Below are 17028 nucleotides of genomic sequence, written 5' to 3' on the forward strand. Positions count from 1 at the left end.
CCACGCAGCCCGGTCCATGCTGCGTCCCATTTTTCCGCCACGCTCTGGAGCCTCGTCGATGTTCGGTCTCGAAAAACTCTTCAACCGCAAACCCACGCTGGCGGATCTGGCCGGTGAATTGCTGAAACGGCTCGCCATCCTGAAGGCCGATGAACAATTCGTATTCGAGCCCGAGCAAACGCAGTTGCGCGGCAGTCAAAGCACGCGAATCAACCTGGCCAACGTGTACATGGATTACTGTGCCGCCGACCGCAAGCAGCGGCCCGCAATACTCGACGGGTTTCTCGCAGCGTTCACAGGCCCGCGGGAGCCTGACAGCTTCGCCGAGGCTCGCGAACAGCTCCTGCCGGTACTGCGTCACCTGGGTGGTCTCGACAGTTTGCCGGTCAAATCCGGTGAGCGAACGGGCTCAGCGCGCGACGCCCTCTGCGCCAGCTTCGCCATGAAGCCGTTTTCTCCTGATCTCGCAATCGGCGTTGCCTTCGACACCGAACAGGCAGTCATGCAGATTGGCGAAAAGACTCTGGAAAAATGGCAGGTCGGCCTTGAAGAAGCCCTGCAGGTCGCCATCGACAACTTGCGGCACAAGGCAGCCCCCAGCTTCACCGAGCTATCGGCGGGGCTGTACCTGTCAGAATACGGCGACTACTACGACGCCGCGCGCATCCTGCTGACCGAACTGGCGTGGCAGCTGCCGCTGAATGGCCGCCCGGTTGCCATGGTGCCCAACCGCATCTGCCTGCTACTGGCGGGCGATCAGGACGAGGATGCACTGGCCGCCATGATTGCCACGTCCGCACAGGTATTGCGTGAGCAGTCCCGCCCGCTTGGCGCCGAGATGTTCCGGCTCGAAGATCAGGGCTGGACAGTCTGGCAACCCCCCGGAGCACTCAGGCAGGAACTCTCTGACCTGCAGATCCAGAACCGGGCCGGCGATTACGATATGCAGCAGAAGATGCTGCAACAGGACGCCGCCGAACGAGGCGAGGACATCTATGTCGCCAGCGTCTCGCTGCTCCGCAAAGCCGAGAACGGTCCCATCCTCAGCTTTAGCGTACTGACCGAAGGCGTGCCCACCTGGCTACCGCAGACAGATCTGGTGATCCTCAATCGCGGCGAAGACGTGCCGCACATCGAAGTCCCCTGGGAACACTTCGTCGCAGTCGCCGGCGCGCTGCTGGAGCCCCTGCCTTATGTGCTGCCGCGCTTCCGTGTCACGGGATTTCCCGACGCCGCAATGCTCAGCCGCTTCACTGCAAGCTGATCAGCGATACAGCAAGAACGCTTCGCGCTGCGCCAACCAGGCCTGCTCGTCCGGCACGGTGATCGCATCGAGGTCGTCGGGCGTGGCATTGCGGTCATCGACCCATTCGCGCAGCAGCGGGCTGCCGTTGATGAGGTCGATGGCGAGACGGTCGAACTCGTATTCATAGGGGAAGTCGCGCCACAACGCGTAATCCGGGTACATATTACGGATCGCCTTGAAAGCCAGCGCCTGCAATCGCCAGGGCTGGAACTCGGCGTGAACGTAGGCCGCGTCTTCGACATGGATCTGCACGCCATGGCACTGCTTGCCCACGTGCTTGTGGAAGGTCGGCTCGAACCAGCATTCGCGCAGGCGGCAACCGCGCAGCCAGTGCGGGGCGAGGCGCTGCATCTCGGCAAGCACGGCACGCGCGTCGATGTCTGGCGCGCCGAAGAGTTCGAGCGGCCGCGTCGTGCCGCGCCCTTCCGACAGCGTTGCCCCCTCCAGCATCACGGTGCCGGCATAGGCGCGCGCCATCGAGAGATTCGCCGCGTTGGGGCTCGGATTCACCCAGTTGCGCTCGCCCAGCGGCCAGCCGTAACCGGGCGCCGCATCGGGCTGCCAGCCCTGCATGGTGATGACTTTGTACTCAAGCTTGAGACCCAACTCCGCGATGAACCAGTGGCCCAACTCGCCCATCGTGAGGCCGTGGCGCATGGGCATGGAGCCGGCGCCGACGAAGCTCTCCCAGCCGGGTCGGAGCGTCAGCCCCTCGACCGGACGCCCTGCGGGGTTGGGGCGATCCAGCACCCACACCGCCTTGCCGAGCTTCGCGGCCTCTTCGAGCACGTACCTCAAGGTGGTGATGAAGGTGTAGATGCGGCAACCGAGGTCCTGCAGGTCGACGAGCAGCACGTCGAATGTCGCCATCATCTCTGCCGTCGGCCGGCGCACTTCGCCGTAGAGGCTGAAGACGGGAATGCCGTGCAGCGGATCGCGGAAGTCCGGCGACTCCATCATGTTGTCCTGCTTGTCGCCGCGCAGACCATGCTGCGGGCCGAAGGCTGCGGTGAGCTTGATCTCGGGCAGCGCAGCGAGCGCGTCGATGGCATGCGTGAGGTCCGTCGTCACCGAGGCCGGATGCGCCAGCAGGGCAACGCGACGACCTACCAGCGGAGCGCGCAGGGCTGCGTCTTCAAGCAATCGGTCGAGGCCGAAAAGAACGGTATGACTCATGGGGATCAGGATTCCGGGCGCAGCACGAAGCTGGCGCGCTTGTGAAAGTCGGGGCGTTCGCCAGCATGGCTGAGCGCCCAGTAACCGAGGTGACCATCGGCAGCCTCGATCACCGCCGTCAGGCTGATGTCGACGCCTTCGCCAACCGGCAGCAAGGCTGCGGGAATCAACGCATCGATTGTCAGGCCGTCATCGGTGCGCTGCACGCTGAACTGTGGCGCCTGTGCCGCCTGCCAGCGCTCATCGCGCTGACGATAGTCGGCAAACGCATAGGCCGCCCACTGACCCGACGGTGACAGATTGAACTCGCGATACGCCGACGAGCCGGCCACCCCCACAAAGGCCTCAAAGCAGGTGTGCTGCCACAAACCGTCGGCAAAGCCAGCTTGCGCCACAGGTTGCGGCAAGCGCAGCCCTGCCGCGTCACCCTGCACGGAGAAGCGCAGCTGCAATGCGCCGTCGGCCAGACACCGCGCGCCGGCATACACCGATAGCGGAGCCGCGCCGGGGCTGCCGGGGTAACAGTGCAACGGGAGGAGCGTGATAGCAGTCACTGACACAGAGACGGATGCACAGAGTGCGAGCTTGCGGGCAAGGCCGTACTGTACCGTAGCCACTCCTGCATGACGGGGCCGACGATCCGGTGCGCGGCCTTGTCAGGCACCGGCTTGCTGAACCTCTCGACGGCGGCACGGTCCCAGTCAGCGTTCACCGCAGCCCGGAGATCACTGCCATGCAATGCCCCGTCTGCACCGACAAGACCCTGGTCATGAGCGAACGCCAGGGCATCGAAATCGACTACTGCCCCGGTTGTCGTGGCGTCTGGCTCGACCGTGGCGAGCTCGACAAGATCATCGAACGCAGCGCCGATCAGCCCGCTGCACTCGCCCCGCAGGCCCAGCAGCAACCCCAGCAGGCCCCACAGCAAGCGCCGCATTACCCACCTCAGCACGCGCCCTACCCGAAACACAGCGACGACTATTACCGCCACAAGCGCAGGAAGAGCTTTCTCGAAGAACTCTTCGACTGAGCCGGAAGCAGCTTGCGCAAACCCGGGCTGTCGCCCCCAGGCGGCAGCCCCGGCACGTTGCGCCTGGCAGCGCACATGAACGCCCGCCCCCTCTCGCCCTCGACTCATGGGCAGATTATTCTTTTTGATTAAAGTATTTACCCGTACGTCCGCTACGTCACTGTCTGCAAGCAGGCTCTCCAGCTTCATCCCACCTCACAGGGAGGCAAGATGTCCGGAACCACATGGGAGTTGAACGATATCCGCGACGCCGCATCCGGCGCCGCCATTCTGGGTAGCGGTGGCGGTGGCGGGTATCAGGACGCCCTGCTCATCATCAACGAGCTGGCCCTGAATCCGAACTGGAGCGGCACGGTGACCGTGCAAGCCTACGACGGTGTCAGCCCCTGCAGCGTGATCTTCATGATGGGCTCGCCCGACGCCGCGGGGCAGATGAGCCTCGCCGAGCTATCAGCCTGCATTGGCAACGCGCTCTCCGTGCAGGCCAATGTCTGCGGCTTCACACCCAACTGCACGATTCCCATCGAAACCGGCCCCATCAACTCGCTTGCCCCCGTCATTGCAGCAGCGCTGAACCTGGGCGGCGTCAGCTGGGTGGTGGATGGCGATGGCGCCGGACGCGCCGTGCCGGAACTGCCGCAGACCACCTATGCGGGCGCAGAAGGCCTGCCCGTTGCGCCCTGCGTGGTGGCCGACAACGCCGTCTTCGCCAGCCAGATGCAGTCCGGCGTGCTGACGACGACGAACACACCCAAGGTCGAAGCGCTCGCCGGCGCCGTGGTCGGCGCCTTCGGCTCCTTCGCCGGCGTGTCGATGTGGCAATCGGCCGCCAGCAACGGCTTCGCCCTCACCGACAACTACATCCCGGGCACCCTGGAGCAAAGCCGGGCGCTGGGCCGCTTCCTGCGCACGAGCCTGAACACGCCATCAACGGCCGCCGTGGCGGCGCAGATCAGCGCGCTGACCGGCCGCAGCGCGACTGCGGTCGTCACCAATTACTACATCACGCAGGTGAAGCAAGCCACCAGCTCCGCCTCGCTTGATGCCGGCGTGATCCGCCTGGACACCGACCCCGACCCGGGCAAAAGCATCGCCACCATCTACCTCTACAACATGAACGAGAACCTGATCGCCTACTCGTCGAACCAGCCGGCTCCCCTGATCGTGGCGCCCGACTCGATCTGCTATTACTCGGAAGACGAAGGCGCGGGCTTCTCCAATGCCACGCCGGATCTGGCGGTTTATTACGACTTTTCCACGAATCGCAGCACGGGCAAGAAAGTCAGCCTGATCCAGGTGACTGCCGCCGCGCAGCTGGTAGCCACCCCGGGGGTGATGCAATCGTTCACGACGCTGCTGCGCTCCATCGGCTACGCAGGCGCCCTGCCGGCCTGAGGCAACTTTTGAAAGTGCATGAATGAGCGCCAGTGACGACCACAAGAGGCTGCAACTCGCACTCGAGGCTGCAGGGCTCGACCTGTGGGAGAACGACCTCGTTGCCGGCAAGGTCACGCACCCTGCCGCACGCACCTTTCGCGAGCTGGGCTACGAACCGCAGGAGGTCGGCGACAACCTCGCCTTCTGGCTGGACATCCTGCACCCCGACGACATGCCATCAGTGGGTGCCGCGCTGGAGGCCTATCGCGCCGGCCGTGCCGACAACTACCGCAGCGAGTTCCGCCTGCGCGCCAAGACCGGCGAATGGACGTGGTACGCCAACTACGGCAAGGTCATGAACGGAGCGGCCGACGCAGGCATGCACCGCTTCATTGGCGTCACCTTCAACATCGACGAGCGCAAGCGCCGCGAAGAAGAACTGGCACGCATCAACCAGCTGCTGTCGACCCAGAACCAGCAGCTGGACCAGATGAACAACCATCTGGAAAAACTCTCCACCACCGATCCGCTCACCGGTCTCTACAACCGGCGTGCCGTCAACGAACACCTGCACCGGCTCGTCAGCGTCGAGCAACACCCCTCCGGCCTGCTCTTCGTCGACCTCGACAACTTCAAGAAGATCAACGACCTCTACGGCCACGACGTCGGCGACATCCTGCTGTGCCAGGTTGCCCAGCGCCTGCAAAGCTGCATCGACTCCAGCGATCTCATCGCCCGCTTCGGCGGCGACGAATTCGTGCTGCTGATCCGCGCCCCCGAGCCCGCAGGCAGCAGCCTCCGCGCCCATCTCGAAGCCCTCTGCGCGCGCATCCTTGAGATCCTTGCCCAGCCCTACCTCATCGGTGACCTGCAGCTGCATTCCTACGGCAGCATCGGCGTGGCCTGCTTCCCGGACGACGGCTGGACCGTAGACGAACTCACCAAGCGCGCCGACATCGCGCTCTACCGCGCCAAACACAAGGGGCGCAACCTGTCCTGCTTCTTCCAGTACAGCATGGAAACCGAGCTGCGCTACCAGGACAGCATGGAGACCGAGCTACGCGCCGCGCTCAAGACCCGCCAGCTCGAACTCCTCTACCAACTCCAGGTCGACCGCCACCTGCGCCCGATTGGCGCCGAGGCCCTGCTGCGCTGGCATCACCCCACGCGCGGCCTGCTCAACCCCATGGAATTCCTGCCCGAAGCCGTCAACACCGGCCTCGTGCATGACATCGACAAACTGGTGCTCGACACCGCCTGCGCCACACTGGGCAAATGGCTGCACGACCCGGCCCTCAAGGACATGCGCTTGTCGGTCAACATCACCGCACGCTCATTCGAAGACCCGGCCTTCGTGCAAACCATTCTGCGACTGCTCGACAAGTACAAGCTGCCGCCGGGCAAGCTCTATCTGGAGCTCACCGAGCACATCAAGCCGCAATCCCTGCCCAAGGCTGCGCGTGTCATCAACCAGCTGCGTGCGCGCGGCGTGCGTTTCGCGCTCGACGACTTCGGCACCGGCTACGCCTCGCTCGAAGCGCTCAAGCACCTCCGCTTCGACCAGATCAAGATCAACAGCGCCTTCGTAGACGACGTGGCCGAGAATGCCGTCAGCCAGGCCATCGTTGCCGGCGTGATGACCATCGCCAACGCCATGGGCATCGAAGTTCTGGCCGAAGCCGTAGAGCGGCACGAACAGCTTCAGCGCCTCACGCAGCATGGCATCCAGCGCTACCAGGGCTTCCTGTTCGGCAAAGCCTTGCCGGGCAGCGTCATCGAAGCGGCGATACGCAATTCGGACAGCGAACAGCTGCCGCCCTGAATCGTCCGCGCGCGCAGACGGCACAATGCGCCGCTGTCACCGACCCGCAACACGCCCCACTGTCCCGGCCGGCACGCTCAGAACGCGCGTGCCAACGCGAGAAAGAAGCTGTTGCGCGAGCCGCGCCGCACGAGCGGGCTGTCCTCGATGGCATCGTCGTACCAGGTGCGGCGAATGTAGGCATTGAAGGCGATGCGCTCGGTGATGCGTACGCTGGTCAGCAGGCCCGCGAAAAGGTTGGTCGCGCTTGCCGGCAGATAGGTCCGGCCCACAGCCGTCGCGTCCTGCTGCCGCGTGCCGTAGTAATAGCGCGTGTAACGGCTGTCGAGAAACTCGACGCCCAGCTCCGGGTAGACAGTCAGCCGCCACAGCGCGCCGCGCGTGATGTAGCGCGCCTGCCCGATGAAGCCGGCCGAATCGCCGGCGTCGCGCAGCAAGGTCGCCTCCACCGCACCATAGGGCGTGATCTGCAACGTGCCCAGCCCCAGCAACACCGGGTTGTCACGCCGCGCCAGCCCCGCCACAGCGTAGCCATCACCGCGATAACGGCCAAGGAGCTCAACGTGCCCGTAGCCCGCCTTGAGCGTCTTGATGCCGAAAGTATCGATGCGCGCGAAGAACGGCCCCTGCTCGTGAATGAGATAGGGCATCACGCTGGTCGACATCTGCCCGCCATGAATGACCGACTGCGTCCGCACGAAGCCCACGCCGGCCTCGCTCTTGAAGGCCGGCTTGTCTCCCGCCCTGTGGTCTGCCGCCAGCGCCTCTTCGGCATGCAGCAAGGTGCTGCTCAACGCCGCACACAGCACCGCCACCACGCAAAGAAGAAAGCCAGAAAAATGCGGCATGACGCAGACGAATCCCGGACTCCGGCGCACACCGCCGGAACCTGGATTGTCTGCAAGCCGTGTTACAGCACTGTGCGGCGCCGGCTCAGAAGCTGCGCGTCACCGCCACGAAGCCGTTGTGCCGCCCCTTGCGGCTCACCAGCGGGCTGTCGGTGATGGTGTCGTCGTAACGTGTGTAACGCCAGTAAGCCTGCAGGGCGTACTTGTCGGTCAGGTCATAGCGCAGCAGGCTGCCGACGAAGAGGTTGAGCGCATTGCTCGTCGCATAGTGGCGCCCCACCGTGCTGGCGTCGGCCTCGCGCGTGCCGTAGTAGTAATTCGCATAGCGGCGGTTGAGGTACTCGCCCCCCACCTCCGGATACACACTGACCGGCCCCCGGGCCAGCTTGGCGATGTAACGCGCCATGCCCACCGCGCCGGCCGAATCACCGAAGTCCCGCACGACGTTGAGCTCGAACGCGCCAATCGGCGTCACCTGCAGCGAACCCACGCCCAAGGGCACCGGCGCATCGCGACGCGTGAGACCGTCAACCTCGTAAGCATCGGCGCGATAACGCCCGATGAGCTCCAGATGCCCGTAACCGAACTTCAGCGTCTTCACCCCGAAGGTGTCGACGCGGGCAAACGCACGCCCGTAGTCGCCCGCCACGAAGGGCAGCACAGCCAGGGTGTTTTTGCCCTCGCGGATGATGGACTGCGACGGCGCGAGCATCAGGCCTGCGTCCCCCGACAGTTTGTCTTCAGCCGCCTGCGCAAGGGGCGCCAGCAATGCAGTCAGCCCCAGGCACAACAAGGCGCGCAACAGGGCGGGAGAGGCAGGGAATCTGGACATGGTGAAAACCGGAGACCGGGCAACAGCGCCCGGCCGCGACTCTACACCGCCCCCGCCCTGCCGCAAGCAGCAGAGCGACGGGCGCAGCCGCCATCAGCCGCGCCTGGGCAGCTTCCAGCTCGGCCGGATGAAGTGGCAGGTGTAACCGTTCGGGTAGTGCTGCAGGTAGTCCTGGTGCTCGGGCTCGGCGAGCCAGAACGGCCCGGCCGGCGCCAGCTCGGTGACGACCTTGCCGGGCCACAGGCCGGAGGCATTGACGTCGGCAATCGTGTCTTCCGCCACCTGCTTCTGCGCCTCACTCGTGAAGTAGATGCCCGAGCGATAGCTGGTGCCCCGGTCATTGCCCTGGCGGTTGAGCGTCGTCGGGTCGTGAATCTGGAAGAAGAACTCCAGCAACTGGCGATAGCTGATGACCGCCGGGTCGAACACGATCTCGATCCCCTCGGCGTGCGTACCATGGTTGCGATAGGTCGCATTCGGCACATCGCCCCCGGTGTAACCCACGCGCGTCGAGATCACCCCCGGTTGATTGCGGATCAGCTCCTGCATGCCCCAGAAGCAGCCGCCAGCCAGCACTGCACGTTCAGTCGTCGCCATGATCAGCCCTCCACCTGGTCAAGGTAGTCGCCATAGCCCTGCGCCACCATCTCTTCGCGCGGCACAAAGCGCAGCGACGCCGAGTTGATGCAGTACCGCAGGCCACCGCGATCACGCGGGCCATCTTCAAACACATGGCCAAGGTGGCTGTCGCCATGTGCCGAACGCACCTCGGTGCGGATCATGCCGTGCGTGGTGTCGCGCAGCTCGGTCACGTTGGCCGGCTCGATGGGCTTGGTAAAGCTCGGCCAGCCGCAGCCAGACTCATACTTGTCGCCCGACGCGAACAGCGGCTCACCCGACACGATGTCGACGTAGATACCGACCTGCTTGTTGTGAAGATACTCCCCCGTACCCGGGTACTCCGTACCGCTCTGCTGCGTGACGCGGAACTGCTCGGGCGTGAGGCGCGCGATGGCTTCGGGGGTTTTGCTGTAACGGGACATGCTGGTACTCCTGCGGGGCAAGTGTCCATCAATATGGACTCATCACGTGAATATACCGGCACACACCGCAAATCCTTACATGCCGGCCTCACCTTCCCACCGCCTCACCCTCCTCACCCTGCCCCACCGCTCCCCCAAGGGGCCATCCACCCACCCGGCGCGGGGGTCGCGGATTCCTGCCCACTGACAGCCGGAAAACGCGGGTAGCATGCCGGGATCATCAATCGCGCAGCGGCGGCCTGCCACCCCCCCTGCGCGCAGGAGACTCCCGGCCATGCCCGACATCAAATGCCCGCACTGCGGCGAAGCCTTCACCATCGACGAAGCCGGCTACGCCGACATCCTCAAGCAGGTGCGCGACGCCGACTTCGCCCAGCAACTGCACGAGCGCCTTGAGCTCGCCGAGCGCGACAAGCACAACGCCATCGCACTTGCCGAGGCAAAACTCGCCGGCGAGCTGCAGAAAACCGCCGCCGCCAAAGACAGCGAGATCCAGACCCTCAAGGCCCGGCTCGACGCCGGCGAAGTGCAACGCCAGCTCGCCGTCAGCCAGGCCCTCGCCGCCATCGAGAAAGAGCGCGACGAACTCGCCAGCAAACTCGCCCACCAGCTCGCCCAGGCCCAGCACGAGAAAGACGCCGCCGCCCGGCTGGCCGAGGCGCAGATGCGCGCTGAACTCGAAAAAAGCGCCGCCGCCAAGGACGCCGAAATCCAGGCCCTCAAGGCCCGGCTCGACGCCGGCGAAGTCGCCCGCAAACTCGCCTTGACCGAAGCCCTGAGCAGCGTCGAGAAAGAACGCGACGAACTCAGGAACACGCTCGCTCGCGCCGCGCTCGAAAAAGAGCTCGCCGAAAAATCCCTCAAGGAACGCTACGAATTCCAGATCAAAGACCGCGAAAGCGAAATCGAACGCCTGCGCGACATGAAGGCCCGCCTCTCCACCAAGATGGTCGGCGAAACGCTGGAGCAACACTGCGAAACCGAATTCAACCGCATCCGCGCCACCGCCTTCCCCCGCGCCTACTTCGAGAAAGATAACGACGCCCGCAGCGGCAGCAAGGGCGACTACATCTTCCGCGACAAGGACGAAGCCGACACCGAGATCGTCTCCATCATGTTCGAGATGAAGAACGAGAGCGACCTCACCTCCACAAAGCAGCGCAACGAAGACTTCCTCAAGGAACTCGACAAAGACCGCAACGAGAAGGGCTGCGAATACGCCGTGCTCGTCTCACTGCTCGAACCCGACAGCGAGCTCTACAACACCGGCATCGTCGACGTCTTCCACCGCTACCCCAAGATGTATGTCATCCGCCCGCAGTTCTTCATCCCCATCATCACCCTGCTGCGCAACGCCGCGATGAACGCCGTCAAATACAAAGCCGAACTCGCCCTCGTGCGCGCCCAGAACATCGACATCACCAACTTCGAGAACGAGCTGGAGAGCTTCAAGTCCGCCTTCGGCAAGAACTACGAACTCGCCTCACGCAGATTCCAGACGGCCATCGACGAGATCGACAAGTCCATCGACCACCTGCAGAAAACCAAGGAAGCCCTGCTGGGCACGGATCGCAACCTGCGCCTCGCGAACGACAAGGCACAGGACGTGACGATCAAGCGACTGACGCGGGGGAATCCGACAATGGCGGGGAAGTTTGCGGAGGTAAAGAAAGCAGACGGAACTGAGGACAGCTAAAGCATGTACAGCTAGTTTGTCGAGAGTTCCCGTTGAAATTAGTGATTTCACAAATTGAGGCCGCGCAATGATCGAAAGTATTTCTCTGTCGAATACCGCAACCTATGGTGATCAACCTGAGGTTCTGGGGCCTCTAAAGCAAGTCAATTTCATCTTCGGAACTAATGGCACTGGCAAGACAACGATCAGCAGGTTGATCGCCGACGCTGCTAGTTATGCTTCGTGCGGAGTCGCTTGGAAGGATGGTCGTCACGTCCAAGCTTTGGTCTATAACCGAGATTTTGTAGAGCGAAATTTCAGCCGCTCAGAAGAACTCAAAGGGGTTTTCACTCTTGGGGAAGATCAAGTTAAAGCCGAGAAGGAGATCAAGGCTAAGAAACAGGAATCCGACAATTACAAAGCGAAGGTGGCTGAACTGAAAAAGGTGCTGGATGGCGCTGACGGTGCCCCAGGAAAACGGGGCGAGTTGGCTGAGCTGGAAGCTTCTTTTCAGGAGCGGTGCTGGGAGTCCTATAGCAAGCACAAAGAGCGGCTTTCCCTTGCGTTTGAAGGGTTCAGAAACAGCAAGAAAGACTTCAAGGCTAAGACGTTGCAAGAAGCGGAGTCCAACAAGTCCCTGACTGTGCCCTTGAATGACCTGCACAAGCGCGCCGAAACGATTTTCGGAAAGACCCTCAGCGAAGAGGTTGCTGTGCCCAATGTCAGCTTTGCCATTTTGTTGGGCCACGAAACCGATCCGATCATCAGAACGAGAGTGATCGGCAAGGAAGATGTGAATATCGCCGAGATGATAAAAAAGCTTGGCAACAGCGACTGGGTGAGGGAGGGAAGAAGTTTCTACGACGCGAACGAAGGTTTTTGCCCGTTCTGCCAGCAAAAGACGAACGAAGCGTTTGAAAAGAGCCTCAGCGAATATTTCAACGAATCGTTTGAACGGAACAGCAAGGCCATCACTGCGTTGCTTGACGGCTACAAATCCGAAACCGCACGGGTCCTGCAAGAACTTGCGCGAATATTGGCTATCCCATCTAAGTTTTTGGATGTTGAGAAATTTCGGGGAGAGCGGGATTTGCTCGAAGCGAAGCTGCAGTTGAACGTGCAGCAGCTCATCAAAAAGAGCAAAGAGCCTAGCCAAATTTTTGAGCTGGAGTCGGTCGGGAATATCACCGCTGTAATCGAAAGCCTCATCACGGAAGCCAACGATAAAGTTGCCGAGCACAATGCTTTGGTCAAAAACATCGGCAGGGAAAAGGCGAAGTTGATTTCCGAAGTCTGGAAGCATCTAGTGGAGGTGGACCTTGGAACGGTCTACACCGATTACAAAGGTAAGAAGGCCGAGCTAGAAAAAACGATTACGACAATTGAGGGCAGGGCTGAGACGTTCAACCAAGAAGCCCGCACGCGGGATGCCGCCATTCGGGATCTGGAAAAGCAAACCACGAGCGTAAAACCGACAATTGACGCGATCAACTCCCTGCTTGCCTCGTTCGGCTTTCACGGCTTTTCGCTGGCAATTACCGATAGTGGCACCGCATACAAGTTGGTCCGGGAGGATAAATCGGACGCCAAAGAGACGCTGAGTGAAGGTGAGAAGATCTTCGTGACTTTCCTGTATTTCTATCACTTGCTAAAAGGCAGTGAAACGGAAAGCGGGATTAGTACGGATCGAATTGTGGTGTTCGATGATCCGGTATCAAGCTTGGACAGCGAGATTCTGTTCATCGTCGGCAGCCTTATCAAGAAGGTGTTTGATGAAGCGCGCAGCGGTTCAAGCCTGATCAAGCAAGTTTTCGTTTTGACGCACAACGTCTACTTCCATAAAGAGGTCTCGTTTAACAACTCACGATCGGACAAAGCACTTAAAGATGAAACGTTTTGGGTCGTGCGTAAACCAGCCAAGTTCTCGAAACTTGAAAAGCACGAGGGGAATCCGATCAAGACTTCGTATGAGCTGCTTTGGTCAGAGGTAAGGAATCCGAATCCGTCACTGCTTACGATTCAAAACGTCATGCGAAGAATCCTTGAAAACTACTTCAAGTTCTTCGGCGGGATTGAGCCGAGAGATATTTGCGCGAAGCTGCCTGGCAAAGACCAAATCATTTGCAACAGTCTTTTGTCTTGGATAAATGACGGTTCGCATTTTGCACAAGACGATATATTCGTAAGCTTGGATCAAGATGCAGTGAGCAGCTACTTAGATGTCTTCCACCGGATATTCAAGTTGGCGGAGCATGAGGCTCACTACAAGATGATGATGGGAGATGCCTACAAGGATCTTGAAGACGCGCCTCACGCAGAAGCAGAGGGAGTTGAGTAAAGGGGCTTGGCTCGGATTGATTTTCCATTGCAAGAAGTCCTTTCCTTGACAATTCCTACCCCGCTCAATTTTTAGCAATCTAACCATCAGTTGGCATGACGAAAGGTTTTTCGTCTAGTTAGTGTTAGGGGTTTTTTATGGACATCTCCGAGATCGCCACATCACTTCAAGAGTTTGAACTTCAGTTGGTAGAGGTAGAAGAGTGGAGTGGAAAACCGCATACCGTTAAGGTCAAAGGTGAACTGAGCGTGTTTTGCACGACAGCCAAAGCTCTTGGATGCTCCGTGGTGTTTGCAGCGTCACAAACTCTCGATAGTGATGACTTCGAGATCTCGCTCGAAACATCAAGCTATCCGTCAGTTTCAATCGATCTCGATCTCATAGACCACGATCCTTCACTCTCAAGGTACAAAAAGTACATTGGGCAAATCGGGGCTTACAGCCTTTACGCGCCATTCATCCAAGGCTATCTGTCTATTGATATTGAAGAGTCGTGGTATCTCAAGTTTTGGGAGGCCGCTTCTGCGGCAGCTTCTGTTGGAATAGAAAAAGAAAAAAGGCAACAAGAAGAACGAGAAATAAAAACCCAAGAGAGGCGCACAGCACTCCTCAAAAAACTTAATGCTCTTGTGTGCGACAAGGAATTTATGTCCATGTCAACGCAAAAGCAAATGCTCGCCTACGCAATCGAGAACATCCCAGAGCTCGCGGAAGTTCCAAATCCTGACCTAAAGCGAGCAGTTCAAGAGATCGATGCGAAAGCGAAAGCCAAGGGGCTGCGGTGAAGGAGTGGTTGCGAGCCAAGGGCCGTAGGGTGCAATAACCGAAGGGCATTGCACCGGATGTTGCGCAACGGCGCTCATCGTTCGATGCCGAACCCTCTTCGTACCGGAAGCCTCGGCGGCACATTTTTTCACCGTGAATCTGCCGCAACGGCAAGGCTCGGCGCATGCGATTCGGTGCAATGCCCTTCGGCTATTGCACCCTACGAGGTTGGGGCTACTTCCGGCGCGGAGCGAGCGGCTCGGGGCTGGCCTGCATGAGTTCGGGTTCGAAGAGCTGGAGGTAGGAGCGCGCTTCGGCCTCGCTGCGGGCCTGCAGCCAGCCCTGGTAGGCATCGGGGTCGAGAATGACGACGGAGCGCTTTTCGTCTTCAGGTTTGTGAAAGCGCTGCATCAGGGGATGGTCGTCGGCGTTGATGGTGAGCATGGTGAACGACCAGCGGCTGACGCCTTTGTCCTTGAGGCGGCGTTCCCAGATGCCGGCGATGCCGAAGGGCTGCTTGTCGGCGCGCTCGATGCGCCAGCGCACGGCCTTGCCGGTTTCGTAGTTCGGTTCGTAGATGGCGAGCGCGGGGATGATGCACAGCTGGCGCTGCTTCCAGGCATTGCGGTAGGAGGGCTTGTCGCCCACGGTCTCGGCGCGGGCGTTGTAGGTGCTGCGCGCCAGCTTGGGCTCGGCCCACTGCGGCACGAGACCGAAGCTGCCCAGCGTCAAGCTGCTGCTGTCGAAGTTGCTCAGAAACGGCGCCCCATAGCCGGGCCAGGTTTCGGCAGGCCATGAGAGATCAGGCGTGTGATGCCTGAGCTCCCAGAGTCGCTCGATCTCTTTGACAGATGGGGGCAGGTAGTTGGCGCACATGGGGGGATTCTAGCTTCGCGAGGTGGTGTGGCGCCTGGCAGCGTGCGTGTTCAATCCGTCATTCCCGCGAAGGCGGGAATCCAGCGTCGTTCGCGAAGTCACGGGATTCCCGCCTTCGCGGGAATGACGGCAATGGGGCCGCGTACCCTGGATATTCGTAGGGCGGAACGCAAAGCGGTTCCGCCATTCCACTCCTCGCGCAGCCGGGTAGGGTGCGCAATGCGCACCCTACGATTTTCCCGCCATTGACCCGTGCCGCAGTCGCTATCGGGGCGGGGCTGTGAGCGGCTCCTTGTGCGGGCGCCGCAGCGCTGGCCCGTATCTATCCAGGTATGTCGTCCAAAGCGCACGCAAGGTCCCGTAGGTATGCCCGCCCTTGACGACCGTTGTGCGCCCTTCGGGTAGCGCGGTCGCCAGCAAGTCCTGAGCGCTGACGAATAAATCGGATGCTCCGTAGCCCAGATGAATTGGCGGGACACGCTCGGGCCTGGCCTGGTATTGCTTGATCCAGGCCCACAGATAACGCTGCCAATCCTCCACGGTATGCGGCCCGGGCTCCCAGCGGGCCAGACCGCCAGCGCTCTGGATCTCCTCGACGATGCCGTTCCATCCGAGAAACGGACTCAGCAGGATGATCCCGTCGACCTCACCGGGATGTTCAATCTGCAGGAACAAGGCACCGAGGCCGCCCAGTGATGTGCCGGCGACCCAGATCTCGGTGTAGCCCTGTTGCCGCGCCGGCACAATGATGTCCTCATACAGTCGTCGCCCCAGCGTCTCGTCTCTGTAATAGCCGAAGTGCGCGTCGGGGGCGACCATATCGAAGGGTAAGCCGCGGATGATCACCTGATCCACGAGCCCATTGTTCTGGAAAATTTCATGGCCGCCGCCGAGGCCGCGCAGAAAAATCAGCAGCTTTTTCCCCTCGCTGGCAGGCTTCGACGGATTCTCGTAACGCAGCGTAGCAATCGGCGTCTCGCCTCGGAATGCGCATCCTGCAGTGATCGAAATCAGTATTGCCAGCAGCAGCGCCCGGACGATGACTTTCGCGTTCATGTTTCATGCCTCCTGCGGTGTGGCGTCTTGAGGGCGCCCGATCTACCCATTGAGTCATTGTGCTGGAAAGCCGGGTGGCCAAGAGCCGTAGGGTGCAATAACCGAAGGGCAATGCACCGGATGTTTCGCAATGACGCTCATCGCCCGATGCCGAAATATCTGCGCGCATGACGCCTCGGCGGCACGTTTTTCTTCACCGTGGAAATCACAGGGTCAGGTCTAGCTTCGTAGCACAAGCATGTTCGTGTGGAAGAGGGGCAGTGTCTTGCGAGGTTTGGCGCCGGTTCAGGCCGCACTTTCAGCGGAGCTCTTTGCGGATGACCAGCTTCAAGCCGGACCAGACCTGGCTGACGGCACACACCTTGATGTCGACGAAGCCGAGCGGTAGGGCCAGCTCGCGGATGGTGTCTTCCGTGATGTCGGTGGGCATTTTGGCCGCCTTCTTTGGCCAGGATACCCAGACCACGCCGTTGGGCTTGATTGCGCTTCGCAAAGCTTCGAGCTCAGCCCCCAGAACCGCTTTGCGATCAGCAAAGACGTGAACGATGTCGGTGGCTTGAGAGACCAGACTCTCGAACACGACGCCGGACGGTACGGGCTCAAGCAACTGGACGTAATCGCCGGGAGCATGCAGGAGAGCGACCCGGCAGTTCGCGACGATGCCAAGCTTTTTGGCGAGCGGTGTTCCCGAGTAGCCGGGTGTTTGTGCATTCATCTGAGGCCTGCGGTTTGGGTTGATGGGCTGCAGCCTACGAGCTTCGCCGGGATGACGAAAGAGGGGCGCCCTTGACGAAGGCCAGGCCGGATGGCGTGCGCAACGAAAGACGTTGCACTCACTGGAGGGCCGTAGGGCGCAGTGCAACTGCGCCGGATGTTTTGCATCA

The 17028-nt window shown here is 61.0% G+C and carries 16 protein-coding genes; 7 read left to right on the forward strand and 9 right to left on the reverse strand.

Annotated features, from left to right (window positions below; all coding sequences use genetic code 11):
* Window positions 1–16 precede the first annotated feature (16 nt).
* Window positions 17–1264 carry a DUF1444 domain-containing protein gene (locus ABEA02_RS09850; RefSeq protein WP_345532751.1) on the forward strand — a complete coding sequence of 416 codons (1248 nt, stop codon included), beginning with the start codon at window positions 17–19 and terminating at the stop codon, window positions 1262–1264.
* On the opposite strand, the gene ABEA02_RS09855 is transcribed toward ABEA02_RS09850, so the two are convergent.
* Both ABEA02_RS09855 and ABEA02_RS09860 read right to left on the reverse strand, forming a co-directional pair.
* Window positions 1265–2482: an exo-beta-N-acetylmuramidase NamZ family protein gene (locus tag ABEA02_RS09855; RefSeq protein ID WP_345532752.1), complete on the reverse strand. Its 1218-nt coding sequence runs from the start codon at window positions 2480–2482 to the stop codon at window positions 1265–1267.
* Window positions 2483–2487: 5 nt separating this feature from the next.
* Entirely contained in the window at window positions 2488–3012 is a 525-nt protein-coding gene (locus ABEA02_RS09860) for a DOMON-like domain-containing protein (RefSeq protein ID WP_345532753.1), read from the reverse strand.
* Between the two features lie 203 nt (window positions 3013–3215).
* Here ABEA02_RS09860 and ABEA02_RS09865 point away from each other — a divergent pair, with 203 nt between their 5' ends.
* The 3 genes from ABEA02_RS09865 to ABEA02_RS09875 all read left to right on the forward strand — a co-directional run bounded on the left by ABEA02_RS09865 (window position 3216) and on the right by ABEA02_RS09875 (window position 6711).
* Window positions 3216–3512, forward strand: coding sequence for a TFIIB-type zinc ribbon-containing protein (locus ABEA02_RS09865; RefSeq protein ID WP_345532754.1), 297 nt, complete (start codon window positions 3216–3218; stop codon window positions 3510–3512).
* Between the two features lie 210 nt (window positions 3513–3722).
* The gene (locus ABEA02_RS09870) at window positions 3723–4907 is read left to right on the forward strand and encodes an S-methyl thiohydantoin desulfurase domain-containing protein (RefSeq protein ID WP_345532755.1); all 1185 of its coding nucleotides are present in this window, start codon (window positions 3723–3725) and stop codon (window positions 4905–4907) included.
* Window positions 4908–4929: 22 nt separating this feature from the next.
* On the forward strand, window positions 4930–6711 hold the full coding sequence (locus tag ABEA02_RS09875) for a putative bifunctional diguanylate cyclase/phosphodiesterase (protein WP_345532756.1): 1782 nt from the start codon (window positions 4930–4932) through the stop codon (window positions 6709–6711).
* Between the two features lie 77 nt (window positions 6712–6788).
* On the opposite strand, the gene ABEA02_RS09880 is transcribed toward ABEA02_RS09875, so the two are convergent.
* From ABEA02_RS09880 to msrB, 4 genes are all read right to left on the reverse strand, one after another.
* A complete protein-coding gene (locus ABEA02_RS09880; protein ID WP_345532757.1) occupies window positions 6789–7559 on the reverse strand; it encodes a MipA/OmpV family protein in 771 nt (256 codons plus the stop codon).
* A gap of 85 nt (window positions 7560–7644) precedes the next feature.
* Window positions 7645–8391 (reverse strand): MipA/OmpV family protein, encoded by a 747-nt coding sequence (locus tag ABEA02_RS09885; RefSeq protein WP_345532758.1) that lies wholly within the window; start codon window positions 8389–8391, stop codon window positions 7645–7647.
* 93 nt (window positions 8392–8484) lie between these two features.
* Window positions 8485–8988: a peptide-methionine (S)-S-oxide reductase MsrA gene (gene msrA, locus ABEA02_RS09890; RefSeq protein ID WP_345532759.1), complete on the reverse strand. Its 504-nt coding sequence runs from the start codon at window positions 8986–8988 to the stop codon at window positions 8485–8487.
* 2 nt (window positions 8989–8990) lie between these two features.
* Complete coding sequence (gene msrB / locus ABEA02_RS09895; RefSeq protein ID WP_345532761.1) at window positions 8991–9434, reverse strand: peptide-methionine (R)-S-oxide reductase MsrB; 444 nt, start codon at window positions 9432–9434, stop codon at window positions 8991–8993.
* Window positions 9435–9708: 274 nt separating this feature from the next.
* Here msrB and ABEA02_RS09900 point away from each other — a divergent pair, with 274 nt between their 5' ends.
* The 3 genes from ABEA02_RS09900 (at window position 9709) to ABEA02_RS09910 (ending at window position 14232) form a co-directional block, all read left to right on the forward strand.
* Complete coding sequence (locus ABEA02_RS09900) at window positions 9709–11130, forward strand: DUF2130 domain-containing protein (RefSeq protein ID WP_345532763.1); 1422 nt, start codon at window positions 9709–9711, stop codon at window positions 11128–11130.
* Between the two features lie 67 nt (window positions 11131–11197).
* On the forward strand, window positions 11198–13447 hold the full coding sequence (locus ABEA02_RS09905) for an AAA family ATPase (protein WP_345532764.1): 2250 nt from the start codon (window positions 11198–11200) through the stop codon (window positions 13445–13447).
* 137 nt (window positions 13448–13584) lie between these two features.
* Window positions 13585–14232 carry a hypothetical protein gene (locus ABEA02_RS09910; RefSeq protein ID WP_345532765.1) on the forward strand — a complete coding sequence of 216 codons (648 nt, stop codon included), beginning with the start codon at window positions 13585–13587 and terminating at the stop codon, window positions 14230–14232.
* Window positions 14233–14446: 214 nt separating this feature from the next.
* On the opposite strand, the gene ABEA02_RS09915 is transcribed toward ABEA02_RS09910, so the two are convergent.
* The 3 genes from ABEA02_RS09915 to ABEA02_RS09925 all read right to left on the reverse strand — a co-directional run bounded on the left by ABEA02_RS09915 (window position 14447) and on the right by ABEA02_RS09925 (window position 16859).
* Window positions 14447–15088 (reverse strand): SOS response-associated peptidase, encoded by a 642-nt coding sequence (locus ABEA02_RS09915; protein WP_345532766.1) that lies wholly within the window; start codon window positions 15086–15088, stop codon window positions 14447–14449.
* 264 nt (window positions 15089–15352) lie between these two features.
* A complete protein-coding gene (locus ABEA02_RS09920; RefSeq protein ID WP_345532767.1) occupies window positions 15353–16144 on the reverse strand; it encodes an alpha/beta hydrolase-fold protein in 792 nt (263 codons plus the stop codon).
* A 298-nt stretch (window positions 16145–16442) separates the two neighbouring features.
* The gene (locus ABEA02_RS09925) at window positions 16443–16859 is read right to left on the reverse strand and encodes a hypothetical protein (RefSeq protein ID WP_345532769.1); all 417 of its coding nucleotides are present in this window, start codon (window positions 16857–16859) and stop codon (window positions 16443–16445) included.
* Between the last annotated feature and the right edge of the window lie 169 nt (window positions 16860–17028).

It is taken from the genome of Viridibacterium curvum (genome assembly GCF_039544165.1).
In the GTDB taxonomy this organism is placed as follows: domain Bacteria; phylum Pseudomonadota; class Gammaproteobacteria; order Burkholderiales; family Rhodocyclaceae; genus Viridibacterium; species Viridibacterium curvum.

Bases quoted from the DNA above. Each gene is read 5' to 3' on its own strand.
- ABEA02_RS09850 (WP_345532751.1), top strand. From the start codon at position 17: ATGCTGCGTCCCATTTTTCCGCCACGCTCTGGAGCCTCGTCGATGTTC.
- ABEA02_RS09855 (WP_345532752.1), bottom strand. From the start codon at position 2,482: ATGAGTCATACCGTTCTTTTCGGCCTCGACCGATTGCTTGAAGACGCA.
- ABEA02_RS09865 (WP_345532754.1), top strand. From the start codon at position 3,216: ATGCAATGCCCCGTCTGCACCGACAAGACCCTGGTCATGAGCGAACGC.
- ABEA02_RS09870 (WP_345532755.1), top strand. From the start codon at position 3,723: ATGTCCGGAACCACATGGGAGTTGAACGATATCCGCGACGCCGCATCC.
- ABEA02_RS09875 (WP_345532756.1), top strand. From the start codon at position 4,930: ATGAGCGCCAGTGACGACCACAAGAGGCTGCAACTCGCACTCGAGGCT.
- ABEA02_RS09880 (WP_345532757.1), bottom strand. From the start codon at position 7,559: ATGCCGCATTTTTCTGGCTTTCTTCTTTGCGTGGTGGCGGTGCTGTGT.
- ABEA02_RS09885 (WP_345532758.1), bottom strand. From the start codon at position 8,391: ATGTCCAGATTCCCTGCCTCTCCCGCCCTGTTGCGCGCCTTGTTGTGC.
- msrA (WP_345532759.1), bottom strand. From the start codon at position 8,988: ATGGCGACGACTGAACGTGCAGTGCTGGCTGGCGGCTGCTTCTGGGGC.
- msrB (WP_345532761.1), bottom strand. From the start codon at position 9,434: ATGTCCCGTTACAGCAAAACCCCCGAAGCCATCGCGCGCCTCACGCCC.
- ABEA02_RS09900 (WP_345532763.1), top strand. From the start codon at position 9,709: ATGCCCGACATCAAATGCCCGCACTGCGGCGAAGCCTTCACCATCGAC.
- ABEA02_RS09905 (WP_345532764.1), top strand. From the start codon at position 11,198: ATGATCGAAAGTATTTCTCTGTCGAATACCGCAACCTATGGTGATCAA.
- ABEA02_RS09910 (WP_345532765.1), top strand. From the start codon at position 13,585: ATGGACATCTCCGAGATCGCCACATCACTTCAAGAGTTTGAACTTCAG.
- ABEA02_RS09915 (WP_345532766.1), bottom strand. From the start codon at position 15,088: ATGTGCGCCAACTACCTGCCCCCATCTGTCAAAGAGATCGAGCGACTC.
- ABEA02_RS09920 (WP_345532767.1), bottom strand. From the start codon at position 16,144: ATGAACGCGAAAGTCATCGTCCGGGCGCTGCTGCTGGCAATACTGATT.
- ABEA02_RS09925 (WP_345532769.1), bottom strand. From the start codon at position 16,859: ATGAATGCACAAACACCCGGCTACTCGGGAACACCGCTCGCCAAAAAG.